At 38.0% G+C, this 25,000-nt stretch carries 33 protein-coding genes and 1 pseudogene; 31 read left to right on the plus strand and 3 right to left on the minus strand.

Annotated elements, in window-relative coordinates:
• Positions 1 to 3 precede the first annotated feature (3 nt).
• From traJ to D0T66_RS02445, 8 genes are all read left to right on the plus strand, one after another.
• Positions 4 to 990, plus strand: coding sequence for a conjugative transposon protein TraJ (gene traJ / locus D0T66_RS02410; protein ID WP_129733320.1), 987 nt, complete (start codon positions 4 to 6; stop codon positions 988 to 990).
• 21 nt (positions 991 to 1,011) lie between these two features.
• Positions 1,012 to 1,635: a conjugative transposon protein TraK gene (traK, locus tag D0T66_RS02415; RefSeq protein ID WP_129733319.1), complete on the plus strand. Its 624-nt coding sequence runs from the start codon at positions 1,012 to 1,014 to the stop codon at positions 1,633 to 1,635.
• A 3-nt stretch (positions 1,636 to 1,638) separates the two neighbouring features.
• Complete coding sequence (locus D0T66_RS02420) at positions 1,639 to 1,914, plus strand: TraL conjugative transposon family protein (protein ID WP_129733318.1); 276 nt, start codon at positions 1,639 to 1,641, stop codon at positions 1,912 to 1,914.
• Positions 1,907 to 3,262 (plus strand): conjugative transposon protein TraM, encoded by a 1,356-nt coding sequence (gene traM / locus D0T66_RS02425; protein ID WP_129733317.1) that lies wholly within the window; start codon positions 1,907 to 1,909, stop codon positions 3,260 to 3,262. The genes D0T66_RS02420 and traM overlap by 8 nt, the downstream gene beginning before the upstream one ends.
• Before the next feature lie 71 nt (positions 3,263 to 3,333).
• The gene (gene traN / locus D0T66_RS02430; protein ID WP_129733316.1) at positions 3,334 to 4,296 is read left to right on the plus strand and encodes a conjugative transposon protein TraN; all 963 of its coding nucleotides are present in this window, start codon (positions 3,334 to 3,336) and stop codon (positions 4,294 to 4,296) included.
• A gap of 2 nt (positions 4,297 to 4,298) precedes the next feature.
• Complete coding sequence (locus D0T66_RS02435) at positions 4,299 to 4,883, plus strand: conjugal transfer protein TraO (RefSeq protein ID WP_129733315.1); 585 nt, start codon at positions 4,299 to 4,301, stop codon at positions 4,881 to 4,883.
• A 13-nt stretch (positions 4,884 to 4,896) separates the two neighbouring features.
• Entirely contained in the window at positions 4,897 to 5,235 is a 339-nt protein-coding gene (locus tag D0T66_RS02440) for a hypothetical protein (protein WP_129733314.1), read from the plus strand.
• A gap of 277 nt (positions 5,236 to 5,512) precedes the next feature.
• The gene (locus D0T66_RS02445) at positions 5,513 to 6,745 is read left to right on the plus strand and encodes a site-specific integrase (protein ID WP_163267081.1); all 1,233 of its coding nucleotides are present in this window, start codon (positions 5,513 to 5,515) and stop codon (positions 6,743 to 6,745) included.
• A gap of 28 nt (positions 6,746 to 6,773) precedes the next feature.
• Here D0T66_RS02445 and D0T66_RS02450 read toward each other — a convergent pair whose 3' ends face one another.
• Positions 6,774 to 7,751 (minus strand): GyrI-like domain-containing protein, encoded by a 978-nt coding sequence (locus D0T66_RS02450; RefSeq protein ID WP_163267083.1) that lies wholly within the window; start codon positions 7,749 to 7,751, stop codon positions 6,774 to 6,776.
• A 72-nt stretch (positions 7,752 to 7,823) separates the two neighbouring features.
• Between D0T66_RS02450 and D0T66_RS02455 the strand changes: the two genes are divergently transcribed.
• From D0T66_RS02455 to D0T66_RS02515, 13 genes and pseudogenes are all read left to right on the plus strand, one after another.
• Positions 7,824 to 8,849: an EFR1 family ferrodoxin gene (locus D0T66_RS02455; protein ID WP_163267085.1), complete on the plus strand. Its 1,026-nt coding sequence runs from the start codon at positions 7,824 to 7,826 to the stop codon at positions 8,847 to 8,849.
• 65 nt (positions 8,850 to 8,914) lie between these two features.
• Entirely contained in the window at positions 8,915 to 9,142 is a 228-nt protein-coding gene (locus D0T66_RS02460; protein WP_370457810.1) for a hypothetical protein, read from the plus strand.
• A 160-nt stretch (positions 9,143 to 9,302) separates the two neighbouring features.
• The gene (locus D0T66_RS02465; RefSeq protein WP_163267089.1) at positions 9,303 to 9,539 is read left to right on the plus strand and encodes a hypothetical protein; all 237 of its coding nucleotides are present in this window, start codon (positions 9,303 to 9,305) and stop codon (positions 9,537 to 9,539) included.
• 150 nt (positions 9,540 to 9,689) lie between these two features.
• The gene (locus D0T66_RS02470) at positions 9,690 to 10,037 is read left to right on the plus strand and encodes a helix-turn-helix domain-containing protein (RefSeq protein ID WP_163267091.1); all 348 of its coding nucleotides are present in this window, start codon (positions 9,690 to 9,692) and stop codon (positions 10,035 to 10,037) included.
• A gap of 303 nt (positions 10,038 to 10,340) precedes the next feature.
• On the plus strand, positions 10,341 to 10,952 hold the full coding sequence (locus D0T66_RS02475) for a BfmA/BtgA family mobilization protein (protein ID WP_163267093.1): 612 nt from the start codon (positions 10,341 to 10,343) through the stop codon (positions 10,950 to 10,952).
• Positions 10,953 to 10,970: 18 nt separating this feature from the next.
• A complete protein-coding gene (locus D0T66_RS02480; RefSeq protein ID WP_163267095.1) occupies positions 10,971 to 11,777 on the plus strand; it encodes a DUF5712 family protein in 807 nt (268 codons plus the stop codon).
• A gap of 19 nt (positions 11,778 to 11,796) precedes the next feature.
• Complete coding sequence (locus tag D0T66_RS02485) at positions 11,797 to 12,204, plus strand: GNAT family N-acetyltransferase (RefSeq protein WP_163267097.1); 408 nt, start codon at positions 11,797 to 11,799, stop codon at positions 12,202 to 12,204.
• A gap of 363 nt (positions 12,205 to 12,567) precedes the next feature.
• Positions 12,568 to 12,996: pseudogene (locus tag D0T66_RS02490) on the plus strand (DUF3872 domain-containing protein); the annotation flags it as partial.
• Between the two features lie 185 nt (positions 12,997 to 13,181).
• On the plus strand, positions 13,182 to 13,781 hold the full coding sequence (locus tag D0T66_RS02495) for a M23 family metallopeptidase (RefSeq protein WP_165359883.1): 600 nt from the start codon (positions 13,182 to 13,184) through the stop codon (positions 13,779 to 13,781).
• A gap of 2 nt (positions 13,782 to 13,783) precedes the next feature.
• Positions 13,784 to 15,655 (plus strand): DUF4116 domain-containing protein, encoded by a 1,872-nt coding sequence (locus D0T66_RS02500; protein WP_129733312.1) that lies wholly within the window; start codon positions 13,784 to 13,786, stop codon positions 15,653 to 15,655.
• An 11-nt stretch (positions 15,656 to 15,666) separates the two neighbouring features.
• Positions 15,667 to 16,110 (plus strand): PH domain-containing protein, encoded by a 444-nt coding sequence (locus D0T66_RS02505; RefSeq protein WP_129733311.1) that lies wholly within the window; start codon positions 15,667 to 15,669, stop codon positions 16,108 to 16,110.
• 350 nt (positions 16,111 to 16,460) lie between these two features.
• Positions 16,461 to 16,823 carry a hypothetical protein gene (locus D0T66_RS02510; RefSeq protein ID WP_129733310.1) on the plus strand — a complete coding sequence of 121 codons (363 nt, stop codon included), beginning with the start codon at positions 16,461 to 16,463 and terminating at the stop codon, positions 16,821 to 16,823.
• Positions 16,814 to 17,158 carry a hypothetical protein gene (locus D0T66_RS02515; protein WP_129733309.1) on the plus strand — a complete coding sequence of 115 codons (345 nt, stop codon included), beginning with the start codon at positions 16,814 to 16,816 and terminating at the stop codon, positions 17,156 to 17,158. The genes D0T66_RS02510 and D0T66_RS02515 overlap by 10 nt, the downstream gene beginning before the upstream one ends.
• A 44-nt stretch (positions 17,159 to 17,202) precedes the next feature.
• On the opposite strand, the gene D0T66_RS02520 is transcribed toward D0T66_RS02515, so the two are convergent.
• Positions 17,203 to 18,198, minus strand: coding sequence for a hypothetical protein (locus tag D0T66_RS02520; RefSeq protein WP_129733308.1), 996 nt, complete (start codon positions 18,196 to 18,198; stop codon positions 17,203 to 17,205).
• A 113-nt stretch (positions 18,199 to 18,311) separates the two neighbouring features.
• On the minus strand, positions 18,312 to 18,644 hold the full coding sequence (locus tag D0T66_RS02525; protein WP_129733307.1) for a hypothetical protein: 333 nt from the start codon (positions 18,642 to 18,644) through the stop codon (positions 18,312 to 18,314).
• Between the two features lie 437 nt (positions 18,645 to 19,081).
• Here D0T66_RS02525 and D0T66_RS02530 point away from each other — a divergent pair, with 437 nt between their 5' ends.
• From D0T66_RS02530 to arsD, 10 genes are all read left to right on the plus strand, one after another.
• Positions 19,082 to 20,095, plus strand: a complete 1,014-nt coding sequence (locus D0T66_RS02530) for an IS110 family transposase (protein WP_129733306.1) — start codon at positions 19,082 to 19,084, stop codon at positions 20,093 to 20,095.
• Positions 20,096 to 20,162: 67 nt separating this feature from the next.
• Positions 20,163 to 20,495, plus strand: a complete 333-nt coding sequence (locus tag D0T66_RS02535) for a helix-turn-helix transcriptional regulator (RefSeq protein WP_129733305.1) — start codon at positions 20,163 to 20,165, stop codon at positions 20,493 to 20,495.
• A gap of 88 nt (positions 20,496 to 20,583) precedes the next feature.
• Positions 20,584 to 21,417 carry an arsenite methyltransferase gene (arsM, locus tag D0T66_RS02540; RefSeq protein WP_129733304.1) on the plus strand — a complete coding sequence of 278 codons (834 nt, stop codon included), beginning with the start codon at positions 20,584 to 20,586 and terminating at the stop codon, positions 21,415 to 21,417.
• 12 nt (positions 21,418 to 21,429) lie between these two features.
• Positions 21,430 to 21,864, plus strand: a complete 435-nt coding sequence (locus D0T66_RS02545; protein WP_129733303.1) for an arsenate reductase ArsC — start codon at positions 21,430 to 21,432, stop codon at positions 21,862 to 21,864.
• The gene (gene arsB / locus D0T66_RS02550) at positions 21,857 to 22,891 is read left to right on the plus strand and encodes an ACR3 family arsenite efflux transporter (RefSeq protein WP_129733302.1); all 1,035 of its coding nucleotides are present in this window, start codon (positions 21,857 to 21,859) and stop codon (positions 22,889 to 22,891) included. The genes D0T66_RS02545 and arsB overlap by 8 nt, the downstream gene beginning before the upstream one ends.
• Before the next feature lie 30 nt (positions 22,892 to 22,921).
• Positions 22,922 to 23,350 (plus strand): nitrophenyl compound nitroreductase subunit ArsF family protein, encoded by a 429-nt coding sequence (locus D0T66_RS02555; RefSeq protein ID WP_129733301.1) that lies wholly within the window; start codon positions 22,922 to 22,924, stop codon positions 23,348 to 23,350.
• Complete coding sequence (locus tag D0T66_RS02560; protein ID WP_129733956.1) at positions 23,350 to 24,048, plus strand: aromatic aminobenezylarsenical efflux permease ArsG family transporter; 699 nt, start codon at positions 23,350 to 23,352, stop codon at positions 24,046 to 24,048. The genes D0T66_RS02555 and D0T66_RS02560 overlap by 1 nt, the downstream gene beginning before the upstream one ends.
• A 28-nt stretch (positions 24,049 to 24,076) precedes the next feature.
• Positions 24,077 to 24,310 (plus strand): thioredoxin family protein, encoded by a 234-nt coding sequence (locus D0T66_RS02565; protein WP_129733300.1) that lies wholly within the window; start codon positions 24,077 to 24,079, stop codon positions 24,308 to 24,310.
• 11 nt (positions 24,311 to 24,321) lie between these two features.
• Complete coding sequence (locus tag D0T66_RS02570) at positions 24,322 to 24,543, plus strand: ATP-binding protein (protein WP_129733299.1); 222 nt, start codon at positions 24,322 to 24,324, stop codon at positions 24,541 to 24,543.
• 122 nt (positions 24,544 to 24,665) lie between these two features.
• The gene (arsD, locus tag D0T66_RS02575; RefSeq protein WP_129733298.1) at positions 24,666 to 24,995 is read left to right on the plus strand and encodes an arsenite efflux transporter metallochaperone ArsD; all 330 of its coding nucleotides are present in this window, start codon (positions 24,666 to 24,668) and stop codon (positions 24,993 to 24,995) included.
• Positions 24,996 to 25,000 lie beyond the last annotated feature (5 nt).

Here is a 25,000-nt window from a genome sequence, read left to right on the forward strand (position 1 = left end):
GTTATGAATTTTGACAACTTACATCAGATTCTTGCGAATCTGTACCAAGACATGATACCTCTTTGCAGCAACATGATTGGGGTTGCAAAGGGGTTGGCAGGATTGGGCGCACTCTTTTATGTAGCATACAGGGTATGGCAGGCGTTAAGCCGTGCGGAGCCTATTGATGTGTTTCCGCTTCTCCGTCCTTTTGCGATAGGGCTTTGTATAATGTTTTTCCCTACACTGGTTTTGGGAACTATCAATGCGGTTATGAGTCCCATTGTTACAGGTACTCATAGCATTTTGGAATCGCAGACAATGGATATGAAAGCCTATCAGCAACAGAAAGATAATCTGGAGTACGAAGCCCGTGTCCGTGAGGGTAAAGCGTGGCTTGTCGATGATAAAGTGTACGATCAAAAAATGAAAGACCTCGGTATTACCGATACGCCTGAAATTATCAGTATGTGGGGAGAACGCCTTTGGTATGATATCAAGGCATGGTTCCGGCAGGTAATCAGGGATTTCTTTGAACTGCTGTTCAATGCTTCCGCATTGGTCATTGATACGATACGCACATTTTTCCTTGTCGTGTTAGCCATACTGGGGCCTATTGCGTTTGCCTTTTCCATTTATGACGGGTTTCAGGCAACGCTCACCCAGTGGCTTACACGCTATATAAGCGTATATCTGTGGCTTCCTATTTCTGACATTTTTTCTTCCGTACTGGCACGCATACAGACTTTGATGCTTGAACAGGATATAGCCTTGTTGCAAGATCCGAACTATATTCCCGACGGCTCGAATGGTGTGTATATCGTATTCTTGATTATCGGAATTATCGGATACTTCACTATCCCGACCGTAGCCGGATGGATTATTCAATCAGGTGGAGCGGGTGCATACGGAAGCGCAGTAAACAAAACAGCAAGTAAAGCAGGTGGAATTGCCGGAGGCGTTGCGGGATCAGTAGCCGGAAACGTTGGCGGTCGTTTGCTTGGTAAATAACCAATAAATGTAATTAAAAACATGGAGTTCAAAAGTTTAAAAAATATTGAAACAAGTTTCAAGCAAATAAGGATTATCGCCATTGTGTTTGTGGTGCTGTGTGCAGGAATTACCGGATATGCAGTCTGGAACTCATTCAGCTTTGCGGAAGCACAACGGCAGAAAATCTATGTATTGGATGAAGGAAAATCGCTTATGTTGGCTCTTTCACAGGACTTATCTCAAAACCGTCCTGTTGAAGCAAGGGAGCATATCAAGCGATTTCACGAACTGTTCTTTACCTTATCACCGGATAAAAGCGCCATTGAATCAAACATCAACAGGGCACTCTTTCTGGTGGACAAAAGTGCTTTCCGCTATTATCAGGATATGTCGGAAAAAGGTTACTACAACCGCATTGTGTCGGGTAATATCAATCAGATTATTCAGATTGATTCTGTGGCATGTAATCTCGATGTTTATCCCTATAAGGTAATGACCTACGCCCGGCAAATGATTATCAGGGCAAGTAATGTAACGGAGCGAAGCCTTGTTACACGCTGCGACCTGATAAACTCTGTCAGAAGCGACAATAATCCTCATGGGTTCACTATGGAACGCTTTGAGATAATAGAAAACAGGGATTTAAGAACAATAGACCGATAAGCCATGATAAAGAAAAAACTTACAGCCGTAAGGGACTGGATGGAAGACGGTCTGCGGTCATTGTTAGGGCAGATAACGCCCGACGGACGGATTATTATAATCCTTGTAATGCTTTTCGTGTTTGGCGCAGGTTCCATCTACATGACGGTTTCTTCCATATATAATATGGGAAAGAAAAGCGGTCAGGAAATGCAGATAGACCATATCAAGCAACTGGAACTGGAGTATCAGCAGAAAGCAGATAGTATCAACCAAATAAACAGATTTGATTATGAGTAAGGAAAACGAAGGTAACGAACCGAAACCGGAAGTTACTGAAAAAAAGAAAGAGAGTAAGCCTAAAAAAGAGCTTACGCCGCAGGAGATTCAGAAGCGGAAAAAGATGCTTGTCTATCCCTTGTTTGTCTTGCTGTTCATCGGGGCTATGTGGCTCATCTTTGCGCCCTCCGGCGGAAAGGATGAAAAGCAACCCGACGGGTTTAACCCTGAACTACCCATCCCTAAAGACGAAGGTATTGTAGGGGATAAGCGGACAGCTTACGAACAGGAAGCCATGCGTAACAAAGAAGAAAATAAAAGGCGTAGTTTACAAGACTTTGCATTTTCGCTCGGTGAAGATGAAGACCGCAAAACGCAGGAAGATTACGAAAAACAGGTGCGCACGGCTCCTGTTACTCCCGATTCTCCCGATAACTCCCGTAGTGCGGCTTCTCCTATCCAATCTTCAGCCCATGCTTATCAGGATGTAAACCGCCAGTTAAACAGTTGGTATGAACAACCCGCAAGCGGAGCCGATGAACAGCAGCTTGCTTTGGATCGGCGTATGCAGGAATTGGAGCGTAAACTGGAAGAAGCCGAAGCTGCGAAAAGTGCGGAGGATAAACAACTGGAACTGATAGAAAAATCTTATCAGATTGCAGCCAAATACACGCCCAATGCACAGGGACAGGTAACGCCTGACGGACAGCAGCAACAAAATGGGGATAACACAATCAACCTGCGTGAGAAAGTAACCCCGAAGCCTGTGTCACAGGTACATCACAGTGTTGTTTCGCTTTTGGCAGCTCCAATGGATAATGACGAGTTTCTGGAGCAATACAGCAAGCCCCGTAACATGGGATTTATCACGGCTGCCGGACAGGAAGGCGTAAGGGAGAAAAACGGTATCAAGGCTTGTGTGTGCCAGACTATAAAACTTTCCGATGGGAAAGAAATGCAACTGCGTTTACTGGAGCCTATGAGAGCCGGAAATATTCTGATTCCTGCTAATACTATTCTGACAGGAAGTGCGAAGATTAGCGGGGAGCGGCTTCAGGTAACAATCATTTCTATACAGTATGCAGATAATGTGATACCTGTTGAAATGGATGTTTACGATTTAGACGGATTGCGGGGATTTTCGGCTCCGGGTTCGGATGAAATGAACGCAGCTAAAGAAATTGCAGCCAACATGGGTACGTCGATGGGCAGTAGCATTACCATAACAGACGACGCAGGTTCACAGCTTGCCGCCGATTTGGGGCGAAGCGCCATTCAGGGATTGTCGCAATACGTCAGTAAAAAAATGCGTAAAGTGGAAGTAACATTGAAAGCTAATCATCAGGTATTACTTCTTCCAAAGGTATAAAACAGGGCGTAAGCCTACCACTAAAAAAATCCAATAGTATTTAGTAATTAACAATTAAAACAATTTTTCGTATGAAACAAATTCTTTTTGCACTCGCTATTATCGGGTGCGTATTCACAGCGAACGCTCAGGATGTTGAAAAACAGAGCGTAGAAAAACAGCAAACAGCAAATATTTCTCCCTCTACCGGAGATTATTTTGACGGTCTGACCAGACCGCTAACCTTTAACCGGATGATACCACCGTACGCACTGGAGGTTACATTCTCAAAGACAGTGCATATCATTTTCCCGTCTGCTATAAGATATGTCGATTTGGGTTCTGCCGACCTGTTGGCAGCCAAAGCTGCTGGAGCGGAAAACGTATTGCGTGTAAAAGCTGCTCTCCGGGACTTCTCTCGTGAAAGCAATTTGGCGGTCATTACCGACGATGGCGCATACTATACCTTTAATGTTAAATATGCCGATGAACCGGTGAAATTGAGTGTCGAAATGACCGACTTTATCCATGATGGAGAAGCCGTGAACAGACCAAATAACGCTATGGAGATTTACATGAGGGAATTGGGTAGCGAATCGCCGTTACTGGTTAAACTGATAATGAAATCTATCTATAAAAATGATGACAGGGAAATAAAGCACATCGGTTCCAAACGTTTCGGTATTCAGTACACACTCAAAGGAATTTACACGCATAACGGATTGCTTTATTTCCACATGCAACTCAAAAACTCATCCAATGTGCCGTTTGATGTAGATTTTATCACTTTCAAGATTGTAGATAAAAAACTGGCGAAACGTACAGCCATTCAGGAACAGGTAATTGTACCACTCCGGGCGCATAATAACCTGACATTGATAGGTGGAAAACGGACAGAACGTGTGATTTTCACTTTGCCGAAGTTTACGATACCGGATGATAAGCACCTTATCATCGAACTGAACGAAAAAGAGGGCGGACGGCATCAAAGTTTTGTTGTCGAAAATGCCGACCTGATAAGGGCGAAAGTTATCAACGAATTGAAAGTTAAATAACCATGAAACGGCTATTACTTATACTAACGTTTGTGCTGTGCCTGGTCTTTGCAGACCAAGCACACGCACAGCGTTGTTTGCCCGGTATGCAAGGCATACAGGTAACTGGTGGAATGGTAGATGGATTCCATTTGTCAGACAAAAAGAATGAACTGGGCTATTATTTCGGGTTGTCGATGGCCACCTATACCAAACATGCAAATAAGTGGGTATTCGGTGCCGAGTTCCTGAATAAATATTACCCTTATAAAGATGACAGAATACCTGTCAGCCAGTTCACTGGAGAGGGTGGTTATTACCTGAAATTTCTTTCCGACCATAATAAAGTAGTCCTTTTTTCTTTGGGCGGATCTGCTCTTGCCGGATATGAAACAAGCAACTGGGGAGAAAAAACACTTTTTGACGGTTCCACACTCCGGAATAAAGACCGGTTCATTTATGGGGGTGCTATTACGTTGGAAATGGAAACCTATTTATCAGACCGTGTTGTATTGCTCCTGACTGCCCGTGAACGGATATTGTGGGGAACATCAACAGGGCATTTTCATTTCCAGTACGGATTAGGGTTAAAATTTATAATAAACTAAACTTTGAGAAGAAATGATAGCAACAACATCAGATAACCTCTTAGAATTTTTAAGATTCTGGAATAATGAACATTTATCGCAGGATGATACTGTCCCTGTGAATATGTATAATATGTCTGCTTTGTCAGCGGGGGTTGGTTTCACATTAAAATGGTTTATTTCAAAAGACGATTTTGAAAAAATAGCGAAGGAAGTAAACTACGTTTTTAATGACAGTGATAAAACTCGTATGCTCCTTAATATTGGAGAAGATAGAATAGAACTGGAAATAGACAAGTATAATATTATTGCTGATTTCAAGGAAGAGGTTAGAGGTATTGATGCTGTCTTTGATAAAATGACAAAACAATAAATATTTTAAAATAAAAGTCTGATAAAAAAGCAAGTTTCAGCCAAATGAGGACAACCGACTGATAATGTGCGGGAAACGTTCTTTGTTTGGCTTTTCTTTTGGACGGCAAAAGCCACCGATAGACAAAGGTAAGACAAAGTTGGGTTACCACATCATTACCAACGGCAAAAATGCAAATCGGCTATAAGTCACTAATTGTCTGCCTCTTGCGTTGCATCGCATAACCCCTTGTAACTCAAAGTAAAGTAATTTTGTAACCATTAAAACTTTGAGTAAGATGCGTAGCACTTTTAAAATTTTATTCTATTTGAAGCGGCATGCTTCTAAACCAGACGGAACAGTTCCTGTAATGGGAAGAATCACGATTGACGGAACAATCAGCCAGTTCAGTTGTAAGGTGACTGTACCGCCTCACCTTTGGGACACCAAAGCAGGCAGGCTGACAGGTAAAACCACCTTAGCCGTAAAAACAAACCTCGCATTAGACAAAATCCGTGTGGATATTAACCGCCACTATCAGGAAGTAATGCAGGCGGACGGTTTTGTTACGGCTGACAAGGTAAAGAACGCCTATTTAGGCTTAGGAGTAAAGCAAGACACATTTCTAACCCTGTTCGCAAAACACAATCAGGAGTTTTCCCGAAAGGTAGGATATAACCGTGCGGAAGGCACATATTCAAAATATTGCACTCTGTATAAGCATATGGAGAACTATATCCGTTCTGAGTACAACAGGGAAGATATATTCCTGAAAGAATTGAATCTGGCTTTTATCAATGGCTTTGAATATTACTTGCGAACAGTGCGAAAGTGTTCTACCAATACAATATGGTGTTATATGATTGGCATTAAACATATAGTAGCCATTGCACGTAATTCAGGGCAATTACCCTTTAATCCATTTGCAGGCTATCTGATAAGCCCCGAACCCAAAGACAGGGGATTCCTAAGCAAAGAGGAACTTAATTCTCTTGTCAATGCCAAGATGAAAAATGCCCAGTATGAACTGGTAAGGGATTTATTTGTGTTTTCTTGTTTTTGTGGGTTAAGTTACTCGGATGTGAAGAACCTAACTAAAGACAATCTTAAAACCTCGTTTGACGGTCATTTATGGATTATTACCCGCCGTCAGAAAACAAACACCGATTCCAGTATCCGCCTATTGGAAGTTCCCAAACGGATAATAGAGAAGTACAAAGGTTACACAAGGGATAACAGAATTTTCCCTGTACCAAGTAATAGCAGTTGTAATAATATTCTGAAAAAGATAGGCAAGCAATGCGGGATTAAAACACGGCTCACCTACCATGTTGCTCGGCACACATTCGGCACTTTATTGACTATCTCACAGGGAGTTCCGATAGAAACGGTTAGCCGGATGATGGGGCATACCAATATCAAAACCACCCAAATTTACGCCAAGATAACGAAAGAGAAAATCTCGCAGGATATGGAAGCCCTTTCATATAAGTTAGCAGGATTGGAAAAACAAATTACGGAGAGAATATAGCAGAAAAACAGGGGTAATTCCCTGTTTTTTATTCTATTGGAATACACATATAAACTTTGTACGATTGAGAAAAAGGCGTATTCTTTACAGTTTCATACATTTCATAAATATTTGCATTCCTGAATTTATATCCTTTCTCAATTAAAGTTAAGTACATAGTATTCCATGCTTTTTCAAACTCTATATCTGATAGTTCAAAATAACCTACCAAATATTTTCCTTTATCAATAAGCATTTTGCTAACACATCCTTTTGGTCTAAAGTTGTTGGGAATCGTTATGCATACGCTTTGACGATGCCTATCCATTTTCGTTACGGATGGGTCATCGTGATAAACAGTAAATAATTTGGTTTCTGGAATGTCTAACAGACTGTTTTGAGTAGCCCAGTTTAACAATTTATCGTAGGTTTCTCCAATTTGATAAAAGCTACCAACATAGCGAATATAAGCTACCTGATATTCGGGCATTCTTCTAACTTGAATATCTGCATTTTGAATAATGTTATCATTTTCAAATGTAGAAACATTAGTTTCCTCATAACTAATGGCTTTATCAGTTCTTTCAAGCAATTCTCCTTTGGCATTGTAGAAGTGCTTATCTTTTGCAAAGACTGCCTTTTCAAACTTCCGAAACTCTTGCGCGGTCATTCCAAAGTGTTTTCTAAAAGCACGATTGAAAGAGGTGTAGTTGTTGAAACCACAGCTATATGCAATCTCTGTTATTGAAGTATGTTTTTGCTCTTGAAGTAGCCTTGCTACCTTTTCAACTCGCAATCTAAGAATAAAATCGGCAGGGGTTTCACCCTCTAAAGCAGTAAATACTCTATGGAAATGAAAAGGCGAGAAGCTTGCATGACAGGCAATCTTATTAAGATTCAAAGGTTTGTCTATATTTTTTTCAATATAGATAATAACCGAATTGATTCTTGATATGTAATCATTTACACTTGTTTCCTGCCTGACTTTCATTGCCTGCAAAAATACATAAAAATTTCCTAAGTGCATGTTAGCAAGAAATGTAAGTTCTTAGCGTGTAATTTGATTTATTTTTGCATAGTATGCATGAGATGTAGCAATATGAGTACTATTCAAAATATATCAATATTCTATTTTTCGGGGACAGGGAACTCGAAAAAAGTTGCTTTATGGTTTTATGAATTTGCGAAAGAAAGAGGCATATTATGTGAAATAGTTGATATTTCTAATGCAAATAGGAGTTCTTTGCAAAAGATTAACCCTGACAGTCTGATTGTAATTATTTCCCCTATACATGGATTTAACTTTCCGAAGATTACATTAAATTTTATCCGTGCATTTCCTAAGGGGAAAAACCGTATAGTATTGATGAATACAAGAGGCTCTGTGAAAATAGGTAATCGGATTACGCCCGGACTAACAGGTGTAGCATTCCTTTTGTCTTCGCTTATATTGAAAAGAAAAGGATATAAAATTATCGGACAAATTCCGTTTGATATGCCTTCAAACTGGATTTCTATACATCCTGTAATCAGAAAGAAATCAGCACAATTCATTTTTGATAAAAACTATCACCGAGCAAAGAAGCATTTTGAAAAGATTTATGCAGGGAAAAATGATTTTGCTTCACGAAAAGATACTATACAGGATGTTTTAATTTCCCCTGTATCATTTGCTTATTATCTGATAGGCAAATTCTTTTTAGCAAAATCGTACTATGCTTCATATAAATGCACAAATTGCAATCTATGTATAAAACAATGTCCAGTCAAAGCAATTAGAGAAGTCAATAAACGACCATTTTGGACGTTTAAATGTGAAAGTTGCATGAAATGTATGAATAATTGCCCTGTTGATGCCATAGAAACACCGCACGGCTTATGGGTAATTGTCATTTATCTTACCTCAATAGTATGTACATGCTTATTTTATAGCTTATTACCAGAGTTTGCCCAATTCTGGATTGTGAAATTTATCCTATTCAATATAATACTGATTGGTTATATGTGGATATTTTATAGGATTCAACAGTTTGAATTAAAAAATCGAATTATTGCTAAAATAATATCTCTAACATCACTTACTCATTATAAGTTTTGGGGCAGATATAAAGGTAGTGACAATTAGAATCATTCAGCATACAAAGCCCTGCTTTGAATATAATCAATATTACAAATTTTAAAATTATGCTTATGAATGATTTAGTTAAAGCGAAGTTTTTCAGTCTATTATCTGAAACTTCACAAGTTACAAACAAAGAAATGCAAAAGGCCTATGAGTGCTTTATGGAACAGTTAAGAACGGTTAGCCAATCCGAAACAGATTATTTTGAAATCTACCGGATATTGAGCATTACTCGTATTGAATTAGTATCTGTAAGAACGCATCATCGATACGGGCAGGGGGAAAAATGCGCTTAAATTAGCCTATCTGCAAAGAGCAATTCTACTCATTGAATCCGAAATTGATATACTGAAACTTACATTCCTGCAAGCAAACCGCATCTATGACAAGACAAAACCCAACAATTCCAAAGTCTATTTTATCCCTAAGCCCAAAGAAGGATTGGGGATTGATAGTATGGGAGAATTCGCCATTTCTTTTGAGTTATCCGGTCAGTTCCTTAATGACGAAGGCAATCCCGCACCGTACATCCATATCGCCCATGCTCTGGAACAAGCCTTTAACTTTACTTTCGGGGATGCCTACAAATCAAAAGAACGAGTATTTAAGCGCAAGCCGTTCAACCTTACCAAAGCGTTGGATTACCTGAAAAACCTTATTATTAAAGCCAGCCGTAAACAAGATGAAAAATAACCGTTTTTCAATACATTGATTATAAATAACTTAAAAGAAATGTTTAGGGGAGTCCATAGGGATTCCCCTATTTTGTTTGCTTCGTTCTGCCGTCCTTTGCTTCATCAATGCATTGAGATAACGAATTAATAATCTCAAAAATGAAATGAAATGTATATCAACAATGAAGATTTTGAAAAATGGATGCAGAAGCTATCCAAAAAGCTAAGTGAAATCGGTCAGGATTTGAAATCCCTGATTAATACCGATAAGGTATTCGATAAGGACGAGAAGCTACTCGACAACCAAGATTTAGCCTTTCTACTTAAAGTGTCTAAACGCACCCTGCAACGTTATCGGTCGGACGGAAAGCTACCCTATTTTATGATAGGACATAAGACCTATTACCGTGTAAACGATGTTCGGGTATTCGTCCATAAATATATGGACTACTGGGCATCCCAAGAGTTTGACAAGAAGCACCCGAAAGAAGAAAATAATGACGAAAATGAGGAATGATTCTGCTTTTTATGTTCTAAGCAGAATAGCGCAAGCGGATGAAGGCTTGCTTTAAGTTTACGCCTTCAAAGTAGCTCCGCATTTAGCAGAAACAACTTCGCCTCTCGGCTCTGTTTGTTTCGCTAAATTGAGCAAGAGGGAACTGGACTTCGTCCTGTTCTTCCTCTTGCCCTGCGGGGCAAAGCCTTCGGCTTTAGTGCTTTATACTAAAGCACAGTTATAATACCTGTTATAAGCGGTCTTTTTTTACCGCTTATTATCAGGTGGTTAGTATTGAAAATAGTCATAAAATAGTTATAACACATGGGTAATCAACACCGGAAAACCATATTTACCACTATCGGGATAGACAATGAAACCAATGCTTTGGTTGAGAGAATCTGCAAACGCTATTCGCTGAAAAAAGGGGAAATTGTGAAACTGGCATTTCTGTATCTGGAGAAAGCCCATATCAACCCTGCCGATGCTCCCGAATCGGTAAAAACGGAACTTGCCAAAATCAACAAACGGCAGGACGATATTATCCGCTTTATCCGAAGCTATGAAGAAAAGGAACTTAACCCGATGATACGGACGAGCCATTCAATAGCCGTCAAATTTGATGCTTCCGTGAAAGAACAGACAGGGTTGATAACTTCGGAGATAAACACCACAAGAGAATTACAGGATAATGTCCTAAAAAAGATAAGCGAAACATTCAACCAACACGCAACCGTAATAAATAATCAAGCCAAACAGATAACTGACCTTTCCCAAGCCGTGAACGCATCATCAAAGAAGCAGGAGCGGAATAACAATAAACTCCTGAAACTGATTTCCCTATACTCTGAACTTGCCACTTGCGGAGTAATGGACGGCAAACGGAAGGAGAACCTAAAAAACGAGATTAACGACCTGATAAACGAAAAGCAGTAACAAGCAAATATAAACCCCATGAACATAGATTTCCCGCCACCGTCCAAAGGCACATACAATAATGCAGGCAGTAGCCGGAGATTAGCGGATTATTGTGAACATGAAGATATGGAACGCATGGAGCAGGGAATCTATACCGAAGGATTTTTCAACCTGACGGACGATAATATCTATAAATCACAAGTAATAAAGGATATAGACAGTAATATCGGTCAGTTATTAAAAACGGATGCCAAATTTTACGCTATCCATGTCAGTCCATCGGAAAAGGAGCTTCGGGCAATGGGTAATACTGAACAGGAACAAGCCGAAGCCATGAAACAGTATATCCGGGAAGTCGTCATTCCTGAATATGCCAAGAATTTCAACAAAGGACTATTGGCAGAAGATATAAAATTTTACGGTAAGATACATTTCAGCCGGGACAGGTCAAACAACGAACTAAATATGCACTGCCATTTGATTGTCAGCCGGAAAGACCAGTCCAACAAAAAGAAGCTATCCCCGCTCACCAACCACAAAAACACCAAGAAAGGAACGGTTAAGGGTGGTTTTGATAGAAAAAGCCTGTTCCAACAGGCGGAGCAGGGATTTGACAAGCTATTCGGCTACAAGCGGGAACTTTCCGAATCCTTTGAGTACTACAACACGATGAAGAACGGTAGTATCTCCGAACAGCTTGAAATGCAAGAGTGTGAAATTAAACAAGAAGCCGCCCGAATACAACCCGCTCCGCAAAATACGCTTCTCGATGAAAGAAAAAAGGAACAGGCGGTAAACCCACCTAAAAAAGAACAAAAACCCAAACGGGGAATCAGAAGATAAACGATTAAAAATTAGCAATATGAATGAGTGCGAAGAAATACGCAAAGCGATAGATAACTACCTGATGAAGCGGTTTAAGTATCGTCTTTCACTTGTATATCTTACTCCTGACAATATCCTAACCACCCGAAGGAACAGCCGGATAGACCTCTATTTGCGTATCCGAAAGGTAGAAAGCTTGTTTCCGCCCGATAGCCTAATTATAGCCCGAATAGGCTTTCAAAAAGAACGGATAGGGCATGGTTCCCACTTCGTCAGGTTCTTGGCTGAAATAGCCTCAAAATACGGTTATAAGCACATCGGAATAGAATCCACCAACGAGAAAAGCGCATCCTTTGCCCGGAAGTTAGGTTTTCATTCGATAGACGGCTCTAATTATGCGGTATCGGTAGAAAAACTTATTTCTTTTTTCAATGGGTTAAAGTAATCCTTTATTCATTTGAGATACAAAAATACACACAGGCAATAGAACGGAAACACCAAGCCCTACGGGTTTTGCAGGAAATCTCCACACCTGCGCTACGCTCCGGGTAGTATTTCCTGCAAAAGTGTTGCCTTATCTATTCCCTGAATGAAAGAAAAGGTATATCAAATAAAAAAAGGGAAAAAATATGTGTTGGTTTGTGAGAAATAATTCGTAGATTTGCAGTGAGTTATTTGAGGAAATACAGCGCAAAACGCAGAAATAAGCACGGTTGCCAAATCGTTACCTCTACCGCTGAAAAATTCCGCTTACAGCCTTTTATTCAAAAGGTTATCTCCCAAAGATAATTTTATAAAATAAAAAAACATGAAAAAGTTTTTAGCATATTTTTTATACACGCTATTGCTATCGGCAATAGTCTGTGCCTGTAGTGACGATTTGGATATTCAGCAGGCTTATTCATTTGATCTTGTTACTATGCCCGTCCAGAAAAAAATCGTTCAGGGCGAGAGTGCGGAGATTCGATGCCAACTGGTAAAGGAAGGTGACTATGATAACGCCCGGTTCTTTATCAGGTATTTTCAAAGTGATGGAAAAGGAGAACTGCGGATGGATGACGGAACGGTATTTCTACCGAATGACCTATATCCGTTGAATAAAACGACATTCCGGCTCTATTATACATCACACAGTACGGATCAGCAGGTTATCGACGTATATATCGAAGATTCATTCGGTCAGGTCGTGCAAAAAACATTTAGTTGGCAGAATGACAAGGGGGATGATGAAGAAGATGATGATTTACTAAAAGTATCAGTCCATGATTATATGCAGCTATATCGTGTTAAACGTCCTCTGCTGGCTATGGATAGCCCATTCGTTGAATAATGCACCGACAGACGTAGATCTGTGGGGTGAGGAAGTTGAATAAGTAAAGTACCCGGATTATTTCGGGTACTTACTGTTTTTACAGATTGATTATGAAATACCTACTAATATTCGTCACCGTTTTGCTGCATTTGCCTTTATGGGGGCAGCCGTTTGATTCTCTAAACAGAAAATCGGAAATAGAAGACTGTACGAAATCTGCCTATTCTATAAATGAGTTCCAACAGATAGCGGATTCTTTGCAAATGTCTATTGATGAGTTATCCGACTATCCTGTGATTTTTCCAATAAAAAAACCGCTATATATTTCATCGGGCTTTGGTAGGCGTTATCATCCTGTTTATAAAATACAAAAATTTCATACCGGGATTGATATTCCTAAAATCAAAGGTACCCCAGTCTATGCCACTGGTAACGGGATAGTAGTTCGCAAGGGTTTTTGTTCGGGATATGGGAACTACATTGAGATTGAACACGCAGGCGGTTTCCATTCATTTTATGCCCATTTGAGTAAGACGATGGTAAATGCAGGGGATTCGGTAAGTATAACCCAACAGATTGCCTGTGTAGGCAATACAGGAGTATCGACAGGTAGCCATCTGCATTACGAAGTAAGAAAAGGTAAGCGCTATCTGAATCCCCAAAAATGGTGTTATTGCCTTTTTGAAATTATAACAACGAAAAATAAATAAAAATGAATCCACAAGAAAAACAAGATGCTGAATTTGTCAGTAAGGATAAAGACAGATTTATGACACTACCCGGAGATAGACGAACTGAAAGTGTTTCTCTGGCTGCCATTGAAGTTGATCCCGATAATATAAGGTATGTGCCTGAAAATATTCTGAATGAAAAACTTATGAAAAAGGCACTTCAAGGTGATGGTTTAACATTGGAGTACATACCTGATAATATGAAAACATCCGATCTATGTAATGTTGCTGTGGAGAATAGCGGCTGGGCATTACAGTTTGTTCCTGAAGAAATGAAAACAGAACAAATGTGCCGAAGAGCCCTTCATTCCGCTTATGATATTACGGGAGAGGGTATCGAAGTGTTAGCTTTCATCCCTTATCCAGACGTTTGTATGCATGGGATAAAGCTATATGAAAATTCTATGGTTAATATGATGGATATATACGGCTTCATCAATCCGCAAATTATGACTGCGGAGATGGCCATGTATGGTGTTAAGGATGAACCGGGAGTATTAGGCTTTATTCCGGAACATCTTCATTCTTATGAGTTAAGAATGGAGGCTGTTAAAGGTGATGGTATGCGGCTATATAATATTCCTGACAAAGATAAAACGATGGAATTATGCGAGGCTGCAATTAATTCGACCTTTCATAGCCTGAGATATGTTCCCGATGAAATGAAAACTACGGAACTATGTAATCAGGCTTTAAAGAAAGACGCTTTTGCAATACAGTATTTCCCTGCGGATAAACTAACACATGAAGTTTGTCTGGAAGCGGTAAATACAGCCAGTCATCCCCGTATATTGTCATTTATACCGTTTGAGGATATTCATCTAAAGGTTTTCAATGAACAATGCAAAGATTACTCCACTACGAAAGAATTTTTGGAGAATATGAAGCCTGATTATATAAAACAGGATTTGGCATATAAAATTTTTGAGAAACAACCAGAGTTGTTTTACAATATCCCCATCCAATTTAAGGATAAACAATTATGCGAAGCTGCTGTAAAACGTGACGGATCATACTTGGCACATATTCCAGAAAGCCAAAAAACAAAAGAATTATGTGAGTTAGCTATAAAAAGCAGTCCTTATGCCATTCCGTATATTTTGGATGAAATGAAAGGGGAAGAACAATATCGAAAAATGGTAAAAGATAATCCGAAAAACTTAATAGGTATTCCTTATGAAGACCGAACCGATGAATTGTGTCGGATTGCTTTGGACAATACTTTCGGGAAAGATAAAAACGATTTCTCTGTTGTTAATTCTGTTACATCATCTCAAATGTTGCTGGAAGTATTTAAAGCTCATACTAATCCCGAAAAAGTGGATTTGTTGTTACATATTGTTAGTCATGATTTAATCACACCGGAAATAGCAAAAGATGCTTTACAAAAGAGCGGTAGAAGTTTTCACGTTATACCGCAAAAGGCTTGGACACCCGAAGTTGCTGAAACAGCCGTTAAGAGTGATCCCAGTTCATTAGGTTGGGTTCCTTCTAATATGAGGACTGCTGATATGATTTTATTTACTAAAAAAGCTATTGAGGGATATAACATCAATATTCCAGAAGAGATTAGCAAGGGCGATAACATTTATACATTCCACAAAAGAGTGGAAAATATAATAAATAAGCCCTTATCATACGATCAGCATAAGCAGCTATATAATGGAGAATCTATTAGAGTTAAGGATATACAAACATCTAATGGTTTTGTGAAAATTGGAGAATTAAGGTATGATGCAAAGAGCAAAAACCTAAATGTCAAATCTGTGGAACAAACTACCGCAGAAAAACAAAAAAACTCTATCCAAATCAATAAAAAGCCAGACCGAAAAGGGAAAGGGCGGAAAATCTAAAAAACAAAAATATGAACTTTTTATCTACATATTTACAGCCCGGAGAAGAAATAAAATACAGGGCAAAAATACATATATTTCTTTTTCTCCAACCCGCTATATTGTTGGGTATTGGCTATATGTGTTATCTTGATGATGCCCGGATGACACGCTATTTAGGTGTAACATTGCTGTTCTTGGGGTTGGTTTCCCTTGTACAGCGTGTTTTGATAAAGGTTGGTTCGATTTATGCCGTTACTAATAAACGAGTAATTTTGAAAACGGGTGTAATAAGCCGCAGAACGGTCGAACTTGTCCTGGCTAAATGCGAAGGATTGCATGTAAGCCAGAACGTGTTGGGACGTATATTTAATTTTGGAACTATTACAGTAACGACTGGCGGTGCTATCAGTAGCTATCCTTTTATCGCTCGTCCGTTTACATTCAAGCGAGAAATCAACAAGCAAATAGGATAGTTTACAGTGGCGTGCTATTGATTTATGTTTTCAAAATCAGTAATATTCCATTGTTTTTGTGTATTTTTGCACACAGGATCATTTATAACGATGCCAGTCATCGGATGGTTCTTACATAGGAAATAGCAGCATTATAGTGAGGTTTTGAAAACCGCCAAATATTTTAGAACTCACTCACATGGTAATGGATGTTAGCTTCCGTCAGTCTGTATATATGTTACTCGCATATACCGGCAAGGGCGTGAGGTTATTATCTATTGAGTGAGTGGGTGCTTGGCGGTACCTCAAAGCCGATATTTAGTAATTCTTGCGCCTGTTTTTTGGTACTAACATAATATTACAGAGAGATCATGAATTTTGCACAAAAAGCCATTTCTAAACTTTACCTTAAAAGGCAATCACCTGTAAATAAGTTTACTGTTTGTGATAAAATCCGTCCTATACTGGTATTACACAGAATTTCGATTAAAGAATCACTATTTATTTTTCCTGACTATGAGTATGTCTATGAAGCAATGAAAGGGAAAAAAGAATTAGTCAGTACACGGGATTGTATTCGATTTGAAGACATAGTACATCTGGACGAAACAGAGGTTTATGTGGAGATTGTAACCCGCACGGGCTTTGTTCATTTGTTATCTAAGGAAAAGCCGGAGAGAACCTATTTTAATATGTTTTCAGTTACCCATAATAAACCCCGTTTATGGAAATAAAGACAATCTATACTAAAGTAAAAGACTATATTGAGTATAAGAAATTTGTGTTTGAGGATTTGCGGGCTATGGGCTACATTTCAAAAGGGGAGATACTTTTCGTTTCTGTATTTATCCTGTTCGTGGTAGGCTTTACAACTTGGTGGATAATTGATAGTCGGCAAATGGAAAAGGAATACCAAAGGAAGGTGCAGGAATTAGACAGACATTACAGAGAGAAACAAAAGGAACTGAAGATTGACAGGCATTCATTGGACAAGATGCCTCACGAATTTGATTCTCTGGAGGATTGGATCAGGTGGGAAATGGAAAATGATTTTGACAGACCTCGATAAAACAAAAGAAGCATTAAATTTAACTTTAATGCTTCTTTTGTTTTTTATTTCACGGTATATTTTAGAGTTGATTTCTTCATCATTTGCTCTGTTGAAAGTTGTTCCGTTATCTGATCTATTGCTTGTTCTACATTTATGTCCTCCTGTAACTGCTTTTCCGATATATCCCTAATTTTTTCTGCAAAATTGGGGGGAATACTTATTGTTCTTATTCCCTGCATGATTCCGGTTCCGGCATCCACAAGAAACATTGTTATTATATTTGCTTCTGAATTTAACCAATCGTCTTGTTTTTCCTCTGGAATTTTAGTTACATCAATACTCACTTCAAAAGAAAAACCCATGTCAAAAATCAGAAATGGAATGTTAGAGTTTTCATATAAGTAAACATCTAATTTCCCCTTTCGGAATAGTCTTATTTCTTCTGTCGTTGGTTCATGGAAACTGCAAAAAACATCAAAAAATGCTGTATTAATAATAGCAGCAGTTGTTTCTATTTGATTCAAATATCTTTCATCAGGGAATCTCTTACCCACCTCGTATTTTATTTTTTCTTTTGATGTAGTGTCAGCAGAATGTGTGTTATTTGTTTTTTTTCGGTAATCGTTGAGATATAAGGAATAATATATGTATAGTTCCACTTCGCCCATTATCATTTCTTCTTCTCCGCTTGTAAGCGAAGCGGAAGGATAGCAAGGAACTGTATATATAAAAGAGCTTTCTTTGGGGGTAGTAGTCAATTTCTCAAATCCTCTTTTCTCTATAAAATTATCAACCAGTTCCAATACCATAGATGCGTCTTTTGCTTCAAAACAGCAAAAGTTCATATACAAAGGGATATTATTTTTTTCAAAGTTAAAAATAGCAACGTTGCTGGCTATGGTAGTAACGACTTCCAAATTAGTTAAAGGAAATTTCAATTTGCTCTTTTCCTTATTAATGTCCTCAAAGGGTTTGAGTAAATTTATTGTTTCCTCTGTAATATCATCAGTATCTCTAACAAGTGTAGAGCCTTTATATGTTATATGTTCAACCTTCATGCTTATCGCTTTTTATGCAAAAGTAGAGAATTTATATATATCATAGATGATTTCATTTAACTTTTTAAATATCTGTTAATCTACAATTTACTTTCCATAGTGGAATTTGTAGATTATTCTATGTATTTATTTTCGCTACTATCGGTTTGTTCTCGTAAAGCACGCTTTTTAGCTTTCTCTTTTTTCTTCTTTTCTTTTTTTGCTTTGTCATCTGCGATAATGTCATTCAGAGAGCGAACAGTAACAGGTTCTTCCCGTTTAAACCGTTTGATATATATATCTTCGATAAACTGGGGTAACGGAACTTTCCATGTTTCCTGTTTATGGTTATCTATTTTACCTAATTTATCGGGATTTAGTCCCAACTCACGAGCCATCTGGACGTGCTTATCTGACAATTTATGTTTTTTTTGGGCAACTACCCATTTTTCTATTTTTACAGGCATATTATTGAGATTTCAAGACAAAAATACCTATTTGTTCAAATGTATGAAAACAAATAGGTTTAAAAGGCTTTTTGTTACTTTTTCTTCCGTTAGATTACTTTTACTCATGGAAAACCTTAGGTTTGCATTGTAATTATTTTATAAACTATAATGAGTGAACCGTATGGAAAAAGAGAAATGTAAAGTCTATGTTACTATTTGGGACTCATTTTATTCATTTAATTTCAAGAATATTTAATGATTTACGTTATGAATTAAGAAGAAAGGAAAATAACAAGTAAATCAGCATGGAAAATAGGAATAACTTATGTTACTATAACGAACTTGTTATTTGTCTTGGATTAGACCTATATAAGAATTTTATCTGAAAGATATTTAAGGTTTTTAGGATATATTCAAATGCCTTTCCAAATTATAAATCATTAAATCACTTTATTATGGGAAACTATTATTTTATTGGAATTGATGTGAGTAAAAAGAACTTGGATTGTTGCCTCCTGAGTAATGGTGTGGTGGTGAAACAAGATGTTATTTCAAATCATCAAAAGAGTATCGAGGACTACTTATCTGTAATTTGTGCAGAACAAAATATAGATGCAGAACAAATAGTAGTATGTGCTGAATTTACAGGATTATATATTTATCCTTTAACAATCTCTTGTCAAGCCGGAAACTATAAACTTTGGTTAGAAGATCCTACTCAAATAAAATACAGTTCAGGGTTGCAACGAGGAAAAAATGATCCCGTAGATGCAAAGCGTATTGCTTTATATGCCTATCGTTATATAGATAAACTTAAAATATATAACCACCCAACTATAAGTGTTGAATCAATAAAGCTATTAACAACAGAATTAAATATGCTATGTGTTGATAGAGCTAAATACCAAGCTCAATTATCAGATCAAAAAGAATATATGCCTGATAGAGTCTATAAATTGAAGTCAAAGAGATTATCTCTGCTTATTAAAGAATTAGATAAAGCAATAGCTAATATTGAAGCGGAGATTGAGGATATTGTAGCAAAGGATGCTTTATTATCTCATCAGATGAAATTATTATTGAGCATTGAAGGAATAGGTAAAAAAACTTCTTTAAAAATGATACTGGAAACACAAGGCTTTACACGATTTACAGATAGTCGTAAATTCTGTTGCCATGCGGGTGTTGCTCCATTCAGTTATTCATCAGGAAGTAGTCAGCATTCTAAAAATCGGGTTTCCCATAGAGCAAATAAAAGTATAAAATCTTTACTCCATTTAGCAGCCTTATCTGCTATTCAAAATAAGAATAGTGGATTAAGGGTATATTACGATAGAAAAGTTGCTGAGGGCAAAAATAAAATGTCAGTACTAAATGCTATCAGAGCCAAACTCGTAGCCCGCATGTTTGCCGTAATAAAGAATAATGAACTATACAACTCAAATTATACTAATCAGTTTGTTGTCTGAAAAAACTGTTCGTATATTTGCGAATTAAAAAACTATTCGTATATTTGCGAACTATAAAATGAAGAAGATGGAAAAAGTGAAGAAAAGATATACGGTTGAGCAGGTGCAAATGGCACGTTTCGCCAAAGCCCTTTCGCATCCTGTACGGATTGCTATTCTGCAATTGTTAGCAAGTCAAGAATGTTGTTATCATGGAGATATGTCTGAAGTGTTACCAGTAGCGAAAAGCACTTTATCGCAACATTTGAATGAATTAAAAGATGCCGGTTTGATACAAGGTGAAATTACATTGCCATCTGTTAAGTATTGCATTAATCAGAAAAACTGGTCTTTAGCGAAAAGATTATTTGAAGCTTTATTGACTGAAGTAGAAATATCAGACAATTGTTGTAATACATAATTTTTTATCTTTAAAGTTCGTATGTTTGCGAACCTACAGACAATTCGCTTTAAAGCGAATTGAATTTTTGATAAACTTATTATTATATATGGAAAATAAAGAAATTAAAGAAATGGTAAAGCAAAAATACAGCGCACTTGCTTTACAAAATGATAACCAGTCGTCTTGTTGTGGCTCTGGATGCTGTTCCTCTGATAATGTGTATAACATTATGAATGAGGATTACAGTCAGCTTGACGGCTATGAAGCAGATGCTGATTTAGGTCTGGGATGTGGACTTCCTACAGCTTTTGCCGGATTAAAAAAAGGCGATTTTGTTGTGGATTTAGGTTCCGGGGCAGGAAATGATTGTTTTGTAGCCCGCGCTGAAGTCGGAGAAACAGGGAAAATCATCGGTATTGATTTTACAGATGCTATGATAGAAAAGGCAAGAAATAACGCACAAAAGAGAGGTTTTACAAATGTCACTTTCCGCAAAGGTGAAATAGAAGATATGCCTATTGGTGGTAATTCCGTTGACGTTGTAATAAGTAACTGCGTATTAAACCTATTACCAACCAAAGATAAAATCTTCCATGAAATTTTCAGGGTTTTAAAACCCGGTGGGCATTTCTGCATCTCGGATGTGGTTTTAGAAGGTGAATTACCTGAATCCATCAAACAAGTAGCAGAATTATACGCCGGATGCATTGCAGGAGCAATTCCTAAAGAACAATATATGGTTAAGATTTTCAGTGCAGGTTTTTTACAGGTGAAAATACAAAGGGAAAAACCTATCGTTGTCCCTGATGATATCCTAAAAGAGCATCTTGATGAAAAATCATTCCATGAATACAAGGAGAATAATTCAAAGATATTCTCTATTACAGTAACAGGTGTAAAACCTGAAAGTGCTTGCGATTGTAGTTCCGGATGCTGTTAATAATGTTTTGATATGAATGCACAAAAAGTTTTAATTCTTTGTACAGGCAATAGTTGCCGTAGCCAAATGGCACATGGCTTCCTGCAATCTTTCGACCCTGCATTAAAAGTATTCTCTGCAGGGACAAATGCAAGCGGAAAGGTTAATCCCAAAGCCATAGAAGTAATGAAAGAAGCCGGAGTAGATATATCCAGCCATACTTCCGATAGTGTAGATAAGTATCTGAATGAAGAATGGGATTATGTCATTACGGTTTGTGGTGGGGCAAATGAAAACTGTCCTACTTTTTTCGGTAAAGTGAAAAACCGTTTGCACATAGGATTTGAAGATCCGTCAGAAGCAAAAGGGTCACCAGAATTTATCCATTCGGAATATATCCGGGTACGGGATGAAATAAAAGAAGCATTTTATAAATTATACATAGAAAAAATAAAAGGCAATGAGTAAGAAGAAAATGAGTTTTTTAGATAAGAATCTCACTCTTTGGATATTCCTGGCAATGGCTATCGGGGTTGGGCTGGGTTACTTTTTCCCATCTTTCAGCACTACAATAGATTCATTATCCAGTGGAACTACAAACATCCCTTTAGCCATCGGTTTAATCTTAATGATGTATCCGCCATTGGCAAAAGTCGATTATAAACAATTACCGAAGGTTTTTAAGGACGTAAAAATATTATCAGTTTCGTTAATCCTGAATTGGATTATCGGGCCGATATTAATGTTTGTACTTGCCATCATCTTCTTACACGATTACCCTGAATACATGGTAGGTGTAATCCTTATCGGATTAGCGAGATGTATAGCAATGGTGCTTGTGTGGAATGACCTTGCGGAAGGAAATACGGAATACGGTGCAGGTTTAGTAGCCCTGAACAGTATCTTTCAGGTATTCTTTTACAGTTTCTATGCTTGGTTGTTTATTACGAAACTTCCTCCCCTTTTCGGGTTTGAAGGGGCTATCGTTGATATTTCCATCGGTACGATTGCCGAAACGGTTGCTATATATTTAGGTATTCCTTTCTTAATGGGAATATTGAGCCGACTTATATTAGTGAAATTGAAAGGAGAACAATGGTATAAGGAAAAGTTTATCCCGAAAATATCCCCGATAACCTTAATTGCACTGTTATTTACAATCGTTCTTATGTTCAGCCTGAAAGGTGAATTGATTGTACAAATACCAATGGATGTGGTTCGGATAGCCATACCGTTGCTTATCTACTTTGTCGTGATGTTCCTGCTTAGTTTCTTCGCAGGTAAGTTTATGGGGGCTTCTTATGATAAAAATGCTTCTATTGCTTTCACTGCAACCGGAAACAACTTTGAACTGGCTATCGCAGTGGCAATCGGCGTATTCGGATTACATAGCGGACAAGCCTTTGCCGGAGTAGTCGGGCCATTGGTCGAAGTCCCGGTATTAATCCTGTTAGTGAACTTGGCTTTTTGGCTTCGGAAGAAATATTATAAATAAACATAGTACAAACTAATAAAAACACATTGTATGAAAAAAAGTATTTTAATCGGGCTTTTTGCCATATTGCTGGTAGCCTGTGGTGGTAATGCACAAAAAAACAACGGACAAGCCACTGAAACGCAAGCTAAAGAGCAAGTAGCGGATGCTTCTGTGGTGAACGTTTACTATTTCCACGGTAAACAACGCTGTAAAACCTGTATTGCGGTAGGCGATGTAACAGAGAAGACAATAAAAGAACTTTATGCAGACAATCCACACGTGAAATTCATTGAAGTAAAAACCGATGAAAAACAAAATGCTTCACTCGTAGAAAAATATGAAGTAACATGGAATGCCCTTATTATTGCCAAAGGGGATAATTCCATAGATATTACCGACAAGGCATTTGCCAACGCTTTGAATACTCCCGAAAACCTCACTGACCTGATCAAAACCGAAGTCAATAAAAGATTATGATGGAGTTTTTACAGAATCTTGTGGATGGCTCTAACTTTCCATTACTAACGGCGTTTCTTTTGGGCTTAATGACTGCAATCAGTCCTTGCCCATTGGCAACCAACATTACAGCTACCGCTTATCTTAGTAAAGATATAGGCGATAAGCGAAGAGTAATGTTTAATGGCGTATTCTATACACTCGGCAGAATGTTTACCTATACGGCACTTGGTTTGATTTTCTATTTTGGAGCAAGTCAGTTTCAGGTAGCTAAACTTTTGCAGAATGTTGGGGGAATGTGGCTTGGGATAGCATTAGTCATTATCGGGATATTCATGTTGGACATTATTAAAATAAAGGTTCCGGGAATGAATAAGCTAACCTCAAAAATAGAAAACAAGAAAGGAAAGAAAACCTACCTCGACGCTTTCCTGCTCGGTTTGCTGTTTGCATTGGCTTTTTGCCCTTATAGCGGTGTATTGTACTTTGGTGGATTAATCCCGATGACTATTGCCAGCCCGTCAGGGTTATTACTTCCCCCTGTATTTGCCATAGCTACCGGGTTGCCTGTAATTATCATTGCATGGCTGTTGGCATACAGTGTTAGCAACGTAGGCAAATTCTACAATAAGATGAGTGTCTTCCAGAAATGGTTTAAATGGATTGTCGCTGCCGTTTTTATAATAGTGGGTATTTACTACATAATTACAAGCATTTAATTAGAAATAACAATATAAGATAAATAATATGGAGATTATTGTATTAGGTACAGGTTGTGCCAAATGTAAAACAACCTATGAATCTGTCCGGAAAGTGTTGGCAGATAATAACATTGCTGCCGATTTGAAGAAGGAAGAAAATATACTTGAAATTATGAAGTATAACATTATGTCTTTACCTGCGGTTGTTGTTGATGGAGAAGTAAAGTTGAAAGGGTATGTTCCGAGTGAAGAAGAAATAAAGAAATCCCTGAATCTATAAAACATCACATTATGAGCAGCACATGGTATCCGATTATTGATTCGGAAAAATGTACAGGATGTTCCGCTTGCTTTGAAAAATGCAAGAAAGGAGTTTATGCGATAGAAAATGAGAAACCAGTAGTTGTATATCCTGATGGATGTGTAACTGGTTGTCATGGTTGCGAACCTCTTTGCCCTACTGCTGCAATCAGTTACTTTGGTGATGCAGCAACAATGGATTACTGTAATTGATAGAATTGTACGCATTGAATAGATGCTGTTTTGAATCAGATAGCGTCTATTTTTTTAACCAAATAGTTCGCTACATTACGAACATTGAATAAATAGAATTAATAACAAATAAAATATTAAAAATGAAAACAATTAAAATTTATGACCCTGCATTATGCTGTCCTACCGGATTGTGCGGAGTGAATATCGACCCTGAGTTGATGCGTATAGCAGTTGTGGTTGAAACATTGAAACAAAAAGGAATTATAGTTGAACGTTTTAACTTGCGAGACCATCCTCAGGTATATGTAACCACGAAGGTTGTCAATGATTGCCTTATGGCAGAAGGAGCAGACGTATTTCCTCTAATCACAGTTGATGGTGAAATTGCTATAAAAAAGGCGTATCCATCAAATAAGCAGATTGCAGAATGGCTCGATATTTCAGAAGATGAACTAACAATAAAAAAATAACCCAC

This window comes from Dysgonomonas sp. 25 (genome assembly GCF_010501075.1).
Lineage (GTDB): Bacteria > Bacteroidota > Bacteroidia > Bacteroidales > Dysgonomonadaceae > Dysgonomonas.

Excerpts from the sequence above, each read along its gene's own strand:
- D0T66_RS02545 (WP_129733303.1), top strand. The coding sequence starts at position 21,430 with ATGAATGCACAAAAAGTTTTAATTCTTTGTACAGGCAATAGTTGCCGT.
- D0T66_RS02535 (WP_129733305.1), top strand. The coding sequence starts at position 20,163 with ATGGAAAAAGTGAAGAAAAGATATACGGTTGAGCAGGTGCAAATGGCA.
- D0T66_RS02565 (WP_129733300.1), top strand. The coding sequence starts at position 24,077 with ATGGAGATTATTGTATTAGGTACAGGTTGTGCCAAATGTAAAACAACC.
- arsD (WP_129733298.1), top strand. The coding sequence starts at position 24,666 with ATGAAAACAATTAAAATTTATGACCCTGCATTATGCTGTCCTACCGGA.
- D0T66_RS02445 (WP_163267081.1), top strand. The coding sequence starts at position 5,513 with ATGCGTAGCACTTTTAAAATTTTATTCTATTTGAAGCGGCATGCTTCT.
- D0T66_RS02530 (WP_129733306.1), top strand. The coding sequence starts at position 19,082 with ATGGGAAACTATTATTTTATTGGAATTGATGTGAGTAAAAAGAACTTG.
- D0T66_RS02570 (WP_129733299.1), top strand. The coding sequence starts at position 24,322 with ATGAGCAGCACATGGTATCCGATTATTGATTCGGAAAAATGTACAGGA.
- arsB (WP_129733302.1), top strand. The coding sequence starts at position 21,857 with ATGAGTAAGAAGAAAATGAGTTTTTTAGATAAGAATCTCACTCTTTGG.
- D0T66_RS02495 (WP_165359883.1), top strand. The coding sequence starts at position 13,182 with ATGAAATACCTACTAATATTCGTCACCGTTTTGCTGCATTTGCCTTTA.
- traK (WP_129733319.1), top strand. The coding sequence starts at position 1,012 with ATGGAGTTCAAAAGTTTAAAAAATATTGAAACAAGTTTCAAGCAAATA.
- arsM (WP_129733304.1), top strand. The coding sequence starts at position 20,584 with ATGGAAAATAAAGAAATTAAAGAAATGGTAAAGCAAAAATACAGCGCA.
- D0T66_RS02460 (WP_370457810.1), top strand. The coding sequence starts at position 8,915 with ATGAATGATTTAGTTAAAGCGAAGTTTTTCAGTCTATTATCTGAAACT.
- traN (WP_129733316.1), top strand. The coding sequence starts at position 3,334 with ATGAAACAAATTCTTTTTGCACTCGCTATTATCGGGTGCGTATTCACA.
- D0T66_RS02480 (WP_163267095.1), top strand. The coding sequence starts at position 10,971 with ATGAACATAGATTTCCCGCCACCGTCCAAAGGCACATACAATAATGCA.
- D0T66_RS02525 (WP_129733307.1), bottom strand. The coding sequence starts at position 18,644 with ATGCCTGTAAAAATAGAAAAATGGGTAGTTGCCCAAAAAAAACATAAA.
- D0T66_RS02465 (WP_163267089.1), top strand. The coding sequence starts at position 9,303 with ATGGGAGAATTCGCCATTTCTTTTGAGTTATCCGGTCAGTTCCTTAAT.
- D0T66_RS02560 (WP_129733956.1), top strand. The coding sequence starts at position 23,350 with ATGGAGTTTTTACAGAATCTTGTGGATGGCTCTAACTTTCCATTACTA.
- D0T66_RS02515 (WP_129733309.1), top strand. The coding sequence starts at position 16,814 with ATGGAAATAAAGACAATCTATACTAAAGTAAAAGACTATATTGAGTAT.
- D0T66_RS02485 (WP_163267097.1), top strand. The coding sequence starts at position 11,797 with ATGAATGAGTGCGAAGAAATACGCAAAGCGATAGATAACTACCTGATG.
- D0T66_RS02450 (WP_163267083.1), bottom strand. The coding sequence starts at position 7,751 with ATGCACTTAGGAAATTTTTATGTATTTTTGCAGGCAATGAAAGTCAGG.
- D0T66_RS02470 (WP_163267091.1), top strand. The coding sequence starts at position 9,690 with ATGTATATCAACAATGAAGATTTTGAAAAATGGATGCAGAAGCTATCC.
- D0T66_RS02440 (WP_129733314.1), top strand. The coding sequence starts at position 4,897 with ATGATAGCAACAACATCAGATAACCTCTTAGAATTTTTAAGATTCTGG.
- D0T66_RS02510 (WP_129733310.1), top strand. The coding sequence starts at position 16,461 with ATGAATTTTGCACAAAAAGCCATTTCTAAACTTTACCTTAAAAGGCAA.
- D0T66_RS02500 (WP_129733312.1), top strand. The coding sequence starts at position 13,784 with ATGAATCCACAAGAAAAACAAGATGCTGAATTTGTCAGTAAGGATAAA.
- D0T66_RS02455 (WP_163267085.1), top strand. The coding sequence starts at position 7,824 with ATGAGTACTATTCAAAATATATCAATATTCTATTTTTCGGGGACAGGG.
- D0T66_RS02520 (WP_129733308.1), bottom strand. The coding sequence starts at position 18,198 with ATGAAGGTTGAACATATAACATATAAAGGCTCTACACTTGTTAGAGAT.
- traM (WP_129733317.1), top strand. The coding sequence starts at position 1,907 with ATGAGTAAGGAAAACGAAGGTAACGAACCGAAACCGGAAGTTACTGAA.
- D0T66_RS02420 (WP_129733318.1), top strand. The coding sequence starts at position 1,639 with ATGATAAAGAAAAAACTTACAGCCGTAAGGGACTGGATGGAAGACGGT.
- D0T66_RS02435 (WP_129733315.1), top strand. The coding sequence starts at position 4,299 with ATGAAACGGCTATTACTTATACTAACGTTTGTGCTGTGCCTGGTCTTT.
- D0T66_RS02505 (WP_129733311.1), top strand. The coding sequence starts at position 15,667 with ATGAACTTTTTATCTACATATTTACAGCCCGGAGAAGAAATAAAATAC.
- D0T66_RS02555 (WP_129733301.1), top strand. The coding sequence starts at position 22,922 with ATGAAAAAAAGTATTTTAATCGGGCTTTTTGCCATATTGCTGGTAGCC.
- D0T66_RS02475 (WP_163267093.1), top strand. The coding sequence starts at position 10,341 with ATGGGTAATCAACACCGGAAAACCATATTTACCACTATCGGGATAGAC.
- traJ (WP_129733320.1), top strand. The coding sequence starts at position 4 with ATGAATTTTGACAACTTACATCAGATTCTTGCGAATCTGTACCAAGAC.